Source organism: Variovorax boronicumulans NBRC 103145 (genome assembly GCF_001591345.1).
Classification (GTDB): domain Bacteria; phylum Pseudomonadota; class Gammaproteobacteria; order Burkholderiales; family Burkholderiaceae_C; genus Variovorax; species Variovorax boronicumulans.
In genome coordinates this window covers 22,320-34,205 of sequence record NZ_BCUS01000068.1, presented here as the reverse complement: position 1 = coordinate 34,205, position 11,886 = coordinate 22,320, and the positions used below count along the sequence as shown (strand labels likewise).

Genomic DNA, 11,886 nt, shown 5'->3' with positions numbered 1-11,886 from the left:
ACCTGCGCCTGGTGCTCGGCCTGCTCGGGGCTGGCCCGCTGGCCGCCGGCGCGGCGCTGCTGAACCCGGCCATCGCGCTGGTGCTGGCGATGCCGGCGATCTTCGGCTACGGCCTGGGCTTTCTCTGCGGCATGTCGCGCACGGCCGCCATCTTCATGGGCGGCTTCGTGCTCGTGATCGCGTCGCTGGTCGCCATCGCATTCACAGTCGGCGCCGACCGCTTCTGGTGGGGCTTCCTGTGGGCGCTGTGCATCGGCGGCGTGACGCTGTTCGCGGTGATCATCGTGCGCTGCATGGTCAACACCTTCCAGCGCAGCGTGGTCAGCTTCCTCATCCGTCTGGTCATCGTGGCGGGCATCTGCGGCTACGTGTTCCACATCACCTCGCCCGGCCCGGTGCCCGACACCTCGTGGATTCCCATCGCGCTGGCGGCGTTCTTCTCGATGCTGATCGGCTTCCTGCCGCCCGGCGTCATGGAATCGGGCGACGGCGATGGGGACAGCGGCTGGAGCAGCAGCAGTTCGTCGTCCTCCTCTTCCTCGTCGTCTTCGTCCTCCTCGGACAGCGGCGGTTCGAGCAGCGGCGGCGGCGCCTCGGGCAGCTGGTAAAGCGGGCGGCCGGACACCCGCCGCGCCGCCTTCATGCCCCTCCCGCCGACCGCGTCTTTTTGACAATGGTTAAATTCATCCAATCATTGAATGAATAAGCCACCCTGATCCCATGCTCGTCCAACCGCCCCGCACCTCCCTGGCCGACGCCGCCGCGAACAGCATCCGCACCGAGATCGCGGCGGGCCGCTGGCCCATCGGCTCGCGCATTCCGATCGAGCCCCAGCTGGCGCAGCTGCTGGGCGTGAGCCGCGGCACGGTGCGCGAGGCGGTGAAGACGCTGGTCTCGCGCGGCCTGCTCGAGGTGCGGCAGGGTTCGGGCACCTACGTGCGCTCGGGCTTCGACCCCTCGGCCAGCCTGCAGAAGCTGCGCCTGGCCAGCCTGCGCGACCAGTTCGAGGTGCGCCGCGCGCTCGAGGTCGAGGCCGCCCGGCTCGCCGCCGTGCGCCACACCACGAAAGACCTGCGCCGGTTGAACGCCCTGCTCGACAAGCGCGGCCAGCCCGACCTGGCCGACGGCGGCGCGGCCTTCATCGAGCGCGACCTGGCCTTTCACCTGGCCATCGTCGATGTGTCGGGCAATCTGGCGCTGGTCGAGACCTGCCGCTTCATCACCGGCTACATCAAGGAAACCATCGCCAGCACGCTGAGCGCCAGCCTGCCCGAGCCCGACGAGGCGGCGCATCGCGCCATCGTCGAAGGCATTGCCAGCCGCGACCCCGAGCGCGCCGCCGCCGCCGTGCGCGAGCTGATGGCGCCGACGCTCAACGCGCTCGCATTGGGCACCGCATGAGCGCCATGACCTTGCCCACGGGTGCCGCCACCGCTGCGCGCACCCAGGCGGCGCCATCGGGCGCCGAAGAACTGCTGATCGACGCCGAAGTCGACAGCCTGCCCGCGCCGCGCCCCACGCCGACGCCCAGCCGGGGCCGCCGGCTGCTGCTGGGCCTGACGGTGGTGCTCATCGCCTTCAACCTGCGCCCGGTGTTCGCCAGCCTGTCGGTGGTGCTGCCGGAAATCATCCGTGCCACCGGCCTGTCGGCCACCGCCGCCAGCCTGCTGACCACGCTGCCCATCGTCTGCCTGGGCGTGTTCGCGCCGATGGCGCCCTGGCTCGGGCGCCGCTTCGGCACCGAGCGCACGCTGCTGGGCTGCATGGTGCTGATCGGCGTGGGCACGGTGCTGCGCGGCACCGGCAACATCCCGCTGCTGTTCCTGGCCTCGGCCATCGCGGGCAGCGGCATCGCGGTGTCGAACGTGCTGCTCTCGGGCCTGGTGAAGCGCGACTTCGCCAAGCAGGCCGCGCTGATGATGGGCCTGTACACCATGGCCGTGTGCGGCGGTGCCGCCAGCGCCGCGGGCCTGACGGTGCCGCTGGAGCACGCGCTGGGCGGCGGCTGGACGCTGGCGCTCGCCATGTGGGCCGTGCCGGCCGCGCTGGTCACGTTCATCTGGGCGCCGCAGGCGCTGCCGCTCAAGCCGGTGGCCAGCGAGTCGGGCTTCACCGTGCGCGGCCTGTGGCGCGACCGGCTGGCCTGGCAGGTGACCTTCTTCATGGGGCTGCAGTCGGCCCTGGCGTACATCGTGATGGGCTGGCTGGCGCCGATCCTGCGCGAGCGCGGGCTCAGCGGCGAAATGGCCGGCTACGTGGTGTCGCTGTCGGTCATGACGCAGGTCGTGACCTGCCTCGTGGTGCCGGCGCTGGCCGTGAAGCTGCGCAACCAGCGCGCGCTGGCGGTGGTGCTGTCGGCGATGACGGTGGCGGCCATGCTGGCCATGCTGTTCGCGCCGCTGGACGCCCCCGGCGGCATGTGGACCTGGGCCGTGGTGCTGGGCATTTCGCAGGGCGGCACCTTCGCGCTGGCGCTCACGATGATCGTGCTGCGCTCGCCCGATTCGCACATTGCGGCGCACCTGTCGGGCATGGCGCAGGGCGTGGGCTACATGGTGGCGGCCTTCGGTCCGCTGCTGGCCGGGCTGCTGCACGGCTGGACCGGCAGCTTCCGCGCCTCGGCGTGGCTGTTCGTCGGCCTGGGCGTGGCGCTGGTCATGGCGGGGCTGGGCGCGGGGCGCACGCTGCACGTGGGCGCGGTGACCGTGCCGCGGCACTGAGCCGCTGCGGCCTGCCTACTGCAGTCCGCCGTCGCAGGCGGTCGGCTTCTGCGCGCTGTCGTCCGTGAAATCGACGCTGGTGCGCTTGTTGCCCGCCGGCCCCGTGTGCGCCGGCCACTCGCTCTGCAGCCAGGTGTAGCGCCACACATAGGGGCCGCCGGCCTTCGCCGGCGCGTCGTAGGCGATGCGCAGGCTGCCGCGGCTTTCGTCGTGGCAGTGCTTCGAGGTCTTGTATTCCTTCTCGCTGAAGCAGGCGCGGATCGACCGCGAACACCAGTACGGGATGCCCTCGCGCGCGGCCTTGGCGCGCTGCCCGGGCGGCGTGTCCAGCGGCACGAAGTCGGCCGTCACATAGGACGCGCCGCCGCCCGAATAGCTTTCCGATTCGTGCTGGGTCACGGCCACGGCCCAACGGCCTTCGGCCAGCGGGTAGAGCACCGGCGCGAGGGCCACGTGCAGCTCGGGGTCGGTGCTGGGGCGGTCGCGCTGCTGCGAGGCCACGTAGGTCGAGAAATCGTGCAGCTGCGCGAGCTGCCAGCCACCAGTGCCGGCGTCGCGCTTCAGGCGTGCCATGGCCAGGGGCTTTTCCGAGGTGAGCAGGTAGTCGTCGGGTGCGCCGCCGTCGCGCGGGCGGTGCAGCTTCAGCGCCCGCGCATCGCAGGGCTGGGGCAGCAAGGCGCACAGGTGGGCGCGCCACATGGCGTCGACGGCCTCGGGCGTCTTGACGGCCACGAAGACCTGGGCTGCGGGCGCAGCGAGCACGGGGCCGGCCAGCCACGAGGCAAGAAGACCGACGATCCCGGCAAGAGGCAGCTTTTTCATGGGGCGCAATGGTAGCCATCGCGCGAAGCCCTGGCAGAGGGGTCATCGGGGTTTCTCCGGCCGCGCCCCGGCCCGACCGGGCGACAATGGGGGGCTCCGGCGAAAGTCCATTTCGCCCAATGAAATTTCAGCCCTCTCGACAACCCAGAACCTACGGAAGCAAGCGCATGAGCACGAAGCAACCCACCATCGTCTACACCCTCACCGACGAGGCGCCCCTGCTGGCGACCTACGCCTTCCTGCCCATCGTGCGCGCCTTCACGGCTCCGGCCGGCATCAACGTGACGACGAGCGACATCTCGGTGGCCGCCCGCATCCTGGGCGAGTTCCCCGAGTTCCTGAGCGACGACCAGAAGGTGCCCGACAACCTGGCCGAACTGGGCAAGCTCACGCTCAAGCCCGAAGCCAACATCATCAAGCTGCCCAACATCAGCGCCTCGGTGTCGCAGCTCAAGTCGGCCATCAAGGAACTGCAGGGCAAGGGCTACAAGATCCCCGACTACCCGGAGAACCCGACCTCGGACGAGGACAAGGACATCCGCACGCGCTACAACAAGTGCACCGGCAGCGCCGTGAACCCCGTGCTGCGTGAAGGCAACTCCGACCGCCGCGCGCCCCGCGCCGTGAAGGAATACGCCCGCAAGAACCCGCACAGCATGGCCGAGTGGAGCCAGGCCTCGCGCTCGCACGTCTCGCACATGCACGGCGGCGACTTCTATCACGGCGAAAAGTCCATGACCCTGGACCGCGCGCGCAACGTCAAGATGGAGCTGATCACCAAGAGCGGCAAGACCATCGTGCTCAAGCCCAAGGTCGCGCTGCTCGACCGCGAGATCATCGACTCCATGTTCATGAGCAAGAAGGCCCTGCTGGCCTTCTATGAAAAGGAAATCGAAGACGCGCACAAGACCGGCGTGATGTTCTCGCTGCACGTGAAGGCCACGATGATGAAGGTCTCGCACCCCATCGTGTTCGGCCACTGCGTGAAGATCTTCTACAAGGAAGCCTTCGAGAAACACGGCAAGCTGTTCGACGAGCTGGGCATCAACGTCAACAACGGCATGGTCGACCTGTACAACAAGATCGCCACGCTGCCCCAGAGCACGCAGGACGAGATCAAGCGCGACCTGCACGCCTGCCACGAAGGCCGCCCCGAGCTGGCGATGGTCGACTCGGCCAAGGGCATCACCAACTTCCACTCGCCCAACGACGTGATCGTGGACGCTTCGATGCCCGCCATGATCCGCAACGGCGGCAAGATGTGGGGCGCCGACGGCCGCCTGAAGGACGTCAAGGCCGTGATGCCCGAATCGACCTTCGCCCGCATCTACCAGGAGATCATCAACTTCTGCAAGTGGCACGGCGCCTTCGACCCCAAGACCATGGGCACCGTGCCCAACGTCGGCCTCATGGCCCAGAAGGCCGAAGAGTACGGCTCGCACGACAAGACCTTCGAGATCCCCGAAGACGGCGTGGCCAACATCACCGACCTGGACACCGGCGAAGTGCTGATGAGCGAAGACGTGGAGAAGGGCGACATCTGGCGCATGTGCCAGGTCAAGGACGCCGCGATCCGCGACTGGGTGAAGCTGGCAGTGAACCGCGCGCGCAACTCCGGCATGCCGGTCGTGTTCTGGCTCGACGCCTACCGCCCGCACGAGGCGCAGCTGATCACCAAGGTCAAGATGTACCTGCACGAGCACGACACCACGGGCCTGGACATCCAGATCATGAGCCAGGTGCGCGCCATGCGCTACACGCTGGAGCGCGTCGTGCGCGGCCTGGACACCATCAGCGCCACCGGCAACATCCTGCGCGACTACCTCACCGACCTGTTCCCCATCATGGAACTGGGCACCTCGGCCAAGATGCTGTCGATCGTGCCGCTCATGGCCGGCGGCGGCATGTACGAGACCGGCGCGGGCGGCTCGGCCCCCAAGCACGTGCAGCAGCTGGTGGAAGAAAACCACCTGCGCTGGGACTCGCTCGGTGAATTCCTCGCGCTGGCCGTGAGCCTGGAAGACCTGGGCCTGAAGACCGGCAACGCGCAGGCCAAGATCCTGGCCAAGACGCTCGACGCCGCCACCGGCCAGCTGCTGGACAACAACAAGAACCCGTCGCCCAAGACCGGTCAGCTGGACAACCGCGGCAGCCAGTTCTACCTGGCCATGTACTGGGCCCAGGAACTCGCCGCGCAGACCGAGGACAAGGAGCTGCAGGCCAAGTTCAAGAAGCTGGCCGAGACGCTCACCGCCAACGAGAAGAAGATCGTCGACGAACTCGCCGCCGTGCAAGGCAAGGCCGTGGACATCGGCGGCTACTACCTGGCCGACCCGAAGAAGTACGAAGCCGTGATGCGCCCGAGCGCCACGCTGAACGCGGCGCTGGCACCGGCGGCCTGATCCCGCTGCGCCTGCGTCTTCCGGGTCTGCACTGACCCGGAAGCCCCCACACCAACGGCCTGTCGCTCGCGCGGCAGGCCGTTTGTTTTTGCGTTTGTCTTTGCGTCTGCCGCCGCGCAGCGCGAAACTAGACGTCGACTCCCCCGCCCCCCGCCCCCCGCTCCACTGCAAGAGAAAAGAAAGGCAGGCCCCTCATGAAACTCCGTCTGCTTGTGACTGCTGCTGCCGCGTCGACCCTGCTCGTGGCCGCCGGCGGCGCCCACGCCCAGAGCAACTGCGACACGCTGCGCGCCGAGATCGAGGCCAAGATCGCCGCATCGGGCGTGACGAACTTCAGCGTCGTCACCGTCGATGCCGCCGCCACGGCGAGCGGCCAGGTGGTGGGCAGCTGCGACCTGGGTACCAAGAAGATCGTCTACCAGCGCGAAGGCGGCGCGGCCTCGCCGGCCCCTGCATCCACCTCGGCCCCCGCACCGCGCGGCGAACCGATGCTCACCGAGTGCAAGGACGGCTCGGTGTCCATGGGCGGCAACTGCAAGCCCTGAGCCGAGGGCCGCATCCCGTGATCTGGCCTGCCTTGCGCCTCTTCTTCGGCCTGCTGACCCTGGTGGCGATCGGCTGGCAGCTGACGATCCATGTGCGCATGGGCTTCAACGTCGTCAACTTCTTCAGCTTCTTCACCAACCTCTCGAACCTGTTCGCGGCCATCGTGCTGACGCTGGGCGCGCGCCGCCTCTGGCAGCCGGTGTCCACGGGGCCCGACGAAGGGCTGCGCGCCATGTCGGCCGTGAACATGGTGGTGGTCGGCATCGTCTTCTCGCTCCTGCTGCGCGACGTCGACCTCGGCGCGCTGCGGCCGTGGATCAACACGCTGCTGCACCACGTGATGCCGTGCGTCGTGCTGCTCGACTGGCTGCTGCAGCCGCCGCGCAGGCGCCTCGGCGGCCGGCAGCTGCTGTGGACGCTGGTCTTCCCGATGGCCTACCTGGTCTACACGCTGGTGCGCGGCAGCCGCACGGGCTGGTACCCCTACCCCTTCCTCAACCCCGCCAACGTCGGCGGCTACGGCGGCGTGGCCGTCTATGCAGCAGGCATCGCGCTGACCTTCGGGCTGGCGGGATGGGGGCTGCTGGCGTTGGGGAATCGGCTGGGCCGGCGCGCCTGACGCGGCCCCGCGCACGGCCCGCCTCTTTCTGCATTTCGCAGGATCAGGCAAAAACCTCGTTCGATCCGGATACCGCCTCCGGCCCCTTCGCCCCGAGACTCCTCTGCATGCCCGGTGCACCCTTCGCGCCGTGGCGCATCGACCCGCATGAGGAGTTTTGTATGAGTGCAATCCAGGACACAGTGGTTCTCGTCACCGGCGCCAGCAGCGGCATCGGCGAGGCGACGGCGCGGCGGCTCGCGCGGCGCGGCGCCCATGTGGTGCTCGGCGCGCGCCGCACCGAACGGCTCGCGGCGCTCGCGGCCGAGATCAATGCCACCGGCGGCTCGGCGAGCTTCCGTCGGCTCGATGTGACGCACCGGCCCGACATGGAGGCCTTTGCCGAGTTCGCCCTCGACACGCACGACCGCATCGACGTGCTGGTGAACGCCGCCGGCGTGATGCCGCTGTCGCCGCTGTGGCAGCGCAAGATCGAGGAGTGGGAGCTGATGATCGACGTCAACCTGCGCGGCATGCTGCTGGGCGTGGCGGCCGTGCTGCCCACGATGCAGGAGCAGGGCTGGGGCCACATCGTCAACGTCGCGCCGGTGGCCATGGGCGGCGCCACGCCCGACTCGGCCGTGTACCACGGCACGCAGTACGCGGTGCAGGCGATTTCCGAAGGGCTGCGGCGGGAACACGCGGGCCGCGTGCACGTCTCGCTGGTGAGCCCCGACGTGGCCGAGGCCGCCGACCCGCTGGCCGAGCGCATCGCCGACAGCTACGCCTTCGAGCGCATGCGCACGCGGCGGCGGCTGACGACACCGGTCGATGGTGTGGCGCGTGCCATTGCGGGTGCGATCGAGGGCGCGCGCTACGGCATGGCCGGCCCGGGCTGGCGCCCGGCCCCGACGCCGCGGCCGAAGCCGGCGGCACCGGTGTACTGACTGAACGCCGGGCCTCAGTAGCTCTTGTACGGCAGGAACTTGCCCGACAGCACCACGTTGACGCGGTCGCCCTTCGGGTCGGGCTGGCGCTGGATGTCCATGCTGAAGTCGATGGCGCTCATGATGCCGTCGCCGAACTCCTCGTGGATCAGTTCCTTGATGGTGGTGCCGTACACGCTCACCACCTCGTACCAGCGGTAGATCAGCGGGTCGGTGGGCACGGGCGTGGGCAGCGAGCCCTTGTAGGGCACGACCTGGAGCCACTTCTGCTCCTCGGGCGTGAGGCCGAAGATCTTGCCGACGACCTTGGCCTGCTTGTCGTCGAGCGTCATCTGGCCGAGGCAGGCGGCGGTGGTCCACTCCTTCGACAGGCCGACCTTTTGGGCCACGTCGGCCCACTGGATGCCCTTGGACACCTTCACGGTGATGATCTTCTCGGTGACGTCGTTGCGGTTCATGCGGCGTGGCTCCTGGATATGAAGGGATGCGACAGGGCAAGCAACAGGCATGCCCGTTGTCGCCCCCTGCGCCTCAGCGCTCCCAGCGGAACTTGCGCTCCGATTCCGCGATGGGCTGGTCGTTGATGCTCGCGTAGCGCCTTTGCATCAACCCGTTCTGCGCAAACTCCCAGTTCTCGTTGCCATGGCTGCGGAACCACTGGCCTGCGGCGTCGTGCCATTCGTACTCGAAGCGCACCGCGATGCGGTTGTCCATGAAGGCCCACAGCTGCTTCTTCAGGCGGTAGTCGTGCTCGCGCTCCCACTTGCGGGTGAGGAATTCCACCACCTGCTCGCGGCCATTGACGAAGTCCGCGCGGTTGCGCCATTCGGTGTCGGGCGTGTAGGCCAGGCTCACGCGCGCGGGGTCGCGCGAGTTCCAGGCGTCTTCGGCGGCCTGGACTTTCTGGTGGGCGGATTCGAGGGTGAAGGGCGGCAGCGGCGGACGGGATTCCATGGCGGTCTTTCAGTCAAAAGATGAAGTGATGAAGGCCCGCAATGTGCCACGAGTAGACAGACCTGTCTACATGCCTACAATCGCCGCATGGACATCTCTGCACTGCCCGCGCGCGAGCGCATCCTGCTCACGGCGCACGAGCTCTTCTACGCCGACGGCATCCGCGCCACCGGCATCGACCGCGTGATCGCCGCGTCGGGCGTCACCAAGGTCACCTTCTACCGGCACTTCCCCTCGAAGGACGACCTGGTGCGCGCCTTTCTCGACCACCGGCACGGCGTGTGGATGGCCTGGTTCGTCGATGCGCTGGGCCGGCGCGACGCGCAGCAGCGCATCGCGCAGGGGCAGGCGCTGCCGGTGCTGGCCGACGTGATGGCCGAGTGGTTCGCCGACCCGCTGTTTCGGGGCTGTGCCTTCATCAACTCGGTGGTGGAAGTGGGGGCCAGCGTGGCCGGCGCCGCCGACATCGCGCGCGAGCACAAGCGCGAGATGGTCGAGGTGATCGCCGGCCTGCTGCCCGACGGCCCGCAGCGCATGGCCGTTGCACAGGCGGCCGCGCTCGGCGTCGACGGCGCCATCGTCAAGGCGCAGATGGGCGATGCGGCGCTGGCGCGCGAGGCGGTCGACGACCTGCGGCGGCTGCTCGATGCGCTGGTCGCCCTTCGATAACATCACATCGCTCACTCTCTTCCCCAAAAACACATGGCATCGACGCGACTCCCCTCGACCCAGGGCCTGCAGGCCTTCGAGGCCGTCGCGCGGCTGCGCAGCGTGAACCTGGCGGCCGAAGAGCTCAGCGTGACGCCCAGCGCCGTGAGCCACCGCATCCGCCAGCTCGAGACGCAGCTCGAGCTCAAGCTCTTCACCGGCAACGACTTCGGCCTGAGCGCCGACGGCGTGGCCTACCTGGCGCGCGTGCGCGAGGCCATTGCGGCGCTGCAGCAGGTGCCGGGGCGCGAGCCCGCGTCGCAGGTGCGGCGGCTGCGCGTGGCGGTCACGCCCACCTTCTCGCGCCAGATGCTGCTGCCCCGGCTCGCCGAGTTCCGCGACGCCTACCCGACCATCGAGCTGATGCTGCAGGTGACCATGCCGGTGCGCAACTTCACGGCCGAAGACGCCGACATCGAGCTGCGCTTCGGCACCGGCCCGTTCCACGACCGCGAGTTCTGCCAGCTGCTGGCCGACGACGTCTCGCCGGTGTGCAGCCCGGCCTACCTGGAACGCCACGGGCCCTTCGAGCAGCACTTCTCGACCGACGCCGAGGTGGCGCGCGTGCAGCTGCTGCGCACGCCGCTGGAGTCGTGGCGCATCTGGTTCAAGGCCTGCGGCATCGGCCTGCCCGAGCCGGCGGTGGGCCACCAGTTCAACGACCTGGGCCTGGCGCTCGATGCGGCCGCCGAAGACTTCGGCGTGGTGCTCATGCACCTGCGGCTGGGCCGCGCCTGGCTGGACAACGGCCGGCTGGTGCGCCTGTCGCCGCACAGCGCGCCCTCGCCCAACGCCTACTTCCTGTGCTGGCGCCCCGGCACCATGGAACGCTGGGAATGCGCCACCTTCGTCGAATGGCTGCGCCAGGCGCTGCGTGAGCCGGGCTGAATAATTTTCAGCCGGGGTGTGGGCTTTTTTCAGGTCGCCGGCGCGTTTCCCCTGCAGACTCGACCCCCGGCGCTGCCGTGGCCTGTACAGGCTGCAGCCCGCCGCGACCCCCATAACACCAGCCAGGAGACTCCCCCGTGCCCGACCTTTCCAAGATCACCTGCATCGAAGACCTGCGGGCGATCGCCCAGCGGCGCGTGCCGAAGATGTTCTACGACTACGCCGACTCCGGCGCCTGGACCGAGGGCACCTACCGCGCCAACGAGAGCGATTTTCAAAAGATCAAGCTGCGCCAGCGCGTGGCCGTGAACATGGAAGGCCGGTCCACCCGCACCACCATGATCGGCCAGGAGGTCGCCATGCCCGTGGCCATCGCGCCCACGGGCCTGACCGGCATGCAGCACGCCGACGGCGAAATCCTGGGCGCGCGCGCCGCCAAGGCCTTCGGCATTCCGTTCACGCTCTCGACCATGAGCATCTGCTCGCTGGAAGACATCGCCGAGAACACCGACCGCCACCCCTTCTGGTTCCAGCTCTACGTGATGAAGGACCGCGACTTCATCGAACGCCTGATCGACCGCGCCAAGGCCGCCAACGTGTCGGCGCTGCAGCTCACGCTCGACCTGCAGATCCTCGGCCAGCGCCACAAGGACATCAAGAACGGCCTGTCGACGCCGCCCAAGCCCACCATCAAGAACCTCATCAACCTGGCGACCAAGCCGCGCTGGTGCATGGGCATGCTGGGCACCAAGCGCCGCACCTTCGGCAACATCGCCGGCCACGCCAAGGGCGTGAAAGACCTGTCGTCGCTGTCGTCGTGGACCGCCGAGCAGTTCGACCCGGCCCTGAGCTGGGCGGACGTCGAATGGATCAAGAAGCGCTGGGGCGGCAAGCTGATTCTCAAGGGCATCATGGACGAGGAAGACGCGCGCCTGGCCGTGGCCAGCGGCGCCGACGCGCTCATCGTGTCGAACCATGGCGGGCGCCAGCTCGACGGCGCGCCCTCCTCCATCGCCGCGCTGCCGGCCATCGCCGACGCCGTGGGCAGCCAGATCGAGGTGTGGATGGACGGCGGCGTGCGCAGCGGCCAGGACGTGCTCAAGGCCCGCGCGCTCGGCGCACGCGGCACGCTGATCGGCCGCAGCTTTCTGTACGGCCTGGGCGCCTACGGCCAGGAAGGCGTGACGCGCGCGCTGCAGATCATCCACAAGGAACTGGACATCACGATGGCCTTCTGCGGTCGCACGCAGATCGACGATGTGAAGTCGGACATCCTGTTGCCGGGCACGTTCTGACGCGGT

13 protein-coding genes are annotated in these 11,886 nt (G+C 68.7%); 10 read left to right on the top strand and 3 right to left on the bottom strand.

What is annotated here, in order from left to right; genetic code table 11:
- From VBO01S_RS32710 to VBO01S_RS19420, 3 genes are all read left to right on the top strand, one after another.
- Window positions 1-608, top strand: a 608-nt coding sequence (locus VBO01S_RS32710; RefSeq protein WP_176579575.1) for a hypothetical protein, incomplete at its 5' end; no start/stop codon positions are given.
- Between the two features lie 112 nt (window positions 609-720).
- Window positions 721-1,401, top strand: coding sequence for a FadR/GntR family transcriptional regulator (locus VBO01S_RS19425; protein ID WP_062478047.1), 681 nt, complete (start codon window positions 721-723; stop codon window positions 1,399-1,401).
- Between the two features lie 5 nt (window positions 1,402-1,406).
- Window positions 1,407-2,720: a CynX/NimT family MFS transporter gene (locus VBO01S_RS19420; RefSeq protein WP_062478057.1), complete on the top strand. Its 1,314-nt coding sequence runs from the start codon at window positions 1,407-1,409 to the stop codon at window positions 2,718-2,720.
- Between the two features lie 15 nt (window positions 2,721-2,735).
- Here VBO01S_RS19420 and VBO01S_RS19415 read toward each other — a convergent pair whose 3' ends face one another.
- The gene (locus VBO01S_RS19415; protein ID WP_062478044.1) at window positions 2,736-3,542 is read right to left on the bottom strand and encodes a hypothetical protein; all 807 of its coding nucleotides are present in this window, start codon (window positions 3,540-3,542) and stop codon (window positions 2,736-2,738) included.
- A 167-nt stretch (window positions 3,543-3,709) separates the two neighbouring features.
- Between VBO01S_RS19415 and VBO01S_RS19410 the strand changes: the two genes are divergently transcribed.
- The 4 genes from VBO01S_RS19410 (at window position 3,710) to VBO01S_RS19395 (ending at window position 8,035) form a co-directional block, all read left to right on the top strand.
- Window positions 3,710-5,944 (top strand): NADP-dependent isocitrate dehydrogenase, encoded by a 2,235-nt coding sequence (locus VBO01S_RS19410; RefSeq protein WP_062478041.1) that lies wholly within the window; start codon window positions 3,710-3,712, stop codon window positions 5,942-5,944.
- A 194-nt stretch (window positions 5,945-6,138) separates the two neighbouring features.
- Window positions 6,139-6,489, top strand: coding sequence for a DUF1161 domain-containing protein (locus VBO01S_RS19405; protein WP_062478037.1), 351 nt, complete (start codon window positions 6,139-6,141; stop codon window positions 6,487-6,489).
- A 17-nt stretch (window positions 6,490-6,506) separates the two neighbouring features.
- On the top strand, window positions 6,507-7,109 hold the full coding sequence (locus tag VBO01S_RS19400) for a Pr6Pr family membrane protein (RefSeq protein ID WP_062478034.1): 603 nt from the start codon (window positions 6,507-6,509) through the stop codon (window positions 7,107-7,109).
- 161 nt (window positions 7,110-7,270) lie between these two features.
- Window positions 7,271-8,035, top strand: coding sequence for an SDR family oxidoreductase (locus VBO01S_RS19395; RefSeq protein WP_062478031.1), 765 nt, complete (start codon window positions 7,271-7,273; stop codon window positions 8,033-8,035).
- Window positions 8,036-8,049: 14 nt separating this feature from the next.
- Here VBO01S_RS19395 and cynS read toward each other — a convergent pair whose 3' ends face one another.
- Both cynS and VBO01S_RS19385 read right to left on the bottom strand, forming a co-directional pair.
- On the bottom strand, window positions 8,050-8,493 hold the full coding sequence (gene cynS / locus VBO01S_RS19390; protein ID WP_062478028.1) for a cyanase: 444 nt from the start codon (window positions 8,491-8,493) through the stop codon (window positions 8,050-8,052).
- A gap of 73 nt (window positions 8,494-8,566) precedes the next feature.
- The gene (locus tag VBO01S_RS19385; protein ID WP_062478026.1) at window positions 8,567-8,989 is read right to left on the bottom strand and encodes a nuclear transport factor 2 family protein; all 423 of its coding nucleotides are present in this window, start codon (window positions 8,987-8,989) and stop codon (window positions 8,567-8,569) included.
- Window positions 8,990-9,076: 87 nt separating this feature from the next.
- Between VBO01S_RS19385 and VBO01S_RS19380 the strand changes: the two genes are divergently transcribed.
- From VBO01S_RS19380 to VBO01S_RS19370, 3 genes are all read left to right on the top strand, one after another.
- Entirely contained in the window at window positions 9,077-9,658 is a 582-nt protein-coding gene (locus VBO01S_RS19380) for a TetR/AcrR family transcriptional regulator (protein WP_062478023.1), read from the top strand.
- Between the two features lie 33 nt (window positions 9,659-9,691).
- Complete coding sequence (locus VBO01S_RS19375) at window positions 9,692-10,585, top strand: LysR substrate-binding domain-containing protein (protein WP_062478020.1); 894 nt, start codon at window positions 9,692-9,694, stop codon at window positions 10,583-10,585.
- A 137-nt stretch (window positions 10,586-10,722) separates the two neighbouring features.
- Window positions 10,723-11,880, top strand: coding sequence for an alpha-hydroxy acid oxidase (locus VBO01S_RS19370; RefSeq protein ID WP_062478017.1), 1,158 nt, complete (start codon window positions 10,723-10,725; stop codon window positions 11,878-11,880).
- The last annotated feature ends 6 nt before the right edge of the window (window positions 11,881-11,886 follow it).

Bases quoted from the DNA above. Each gene is read 5' to 3' on its own strand.
- VBO01S_RS19420 (WP_062478057.1), top strand. From the start codon at position 1,407: ATGACCTTGCCCACGGGTGCCGCCACCGCTGCGCGCACCCAGGCGGCG.
- VBO01S_RS19380 (WP_062478023.1), top strand. From the start codon at position 9,077: ATGGACATCTCTGCACTGCCCGCGCGCGAGCGCATCCTGCTCACGGCG.
- VBO01S_RS19415 (WP_062478044.1), bottom strand. From the start codon at position 3,542: ATGAAAAAGCTGCCTCTTGCCGGGATCGTCGGTCTTCTTGCCTCGTGG.
- VBO01S_RS19405 (WP_062478037.1), top strand. From the start codon at position 6,139: ATGAAACTCCGTCTGCTTGTGACTGCTGCTGCCGCGTCGACCCTGCTC.
- VBO01S_RS19385 (WP_062478026.1), bottom strand. From the start codon at position 8,989: ATGGAATCCCGTCCGCCGCTGCCGCCCTTCACCCTCGAATCCGCCCAC.
- VBO01S_RS19410 (WP_062478041.1), top strand. From the start codon at position 3,710: ATGAGCACGAAGCAACCCACCATCGTCTACACCCTCACCGACGAGGCG.
- VBO01S_RS19425 (WP_062478047.1), top strand. From the start codon at position 721: ATGCTCGTCCAACCGCCCCGCACCTCCCTGGCCGACGCCGCCGCGAAC.
- VBO01S_RS19375 (WP_062478020.1), top strand. From the start codon at position 9,692: ATGGCATCGACGCGACTCCCCTCGACCCAGGGCCTGCAGGCCTTCGAG.
- VBO01S_RS19395 (WP_062478031.1), top strand. From the start codon at position 7,271: ATGAGTGCAATCCAGGACACAGTGGTTCTCGTCACCGGCGCCAGCAGC.
- cynS (WP_062478028.1), bottom strand. From the start codon at position 8,493: ATGAACCGCAACGACGTCACCGAGAAGATCATCACCGTGAAGGTGTCC.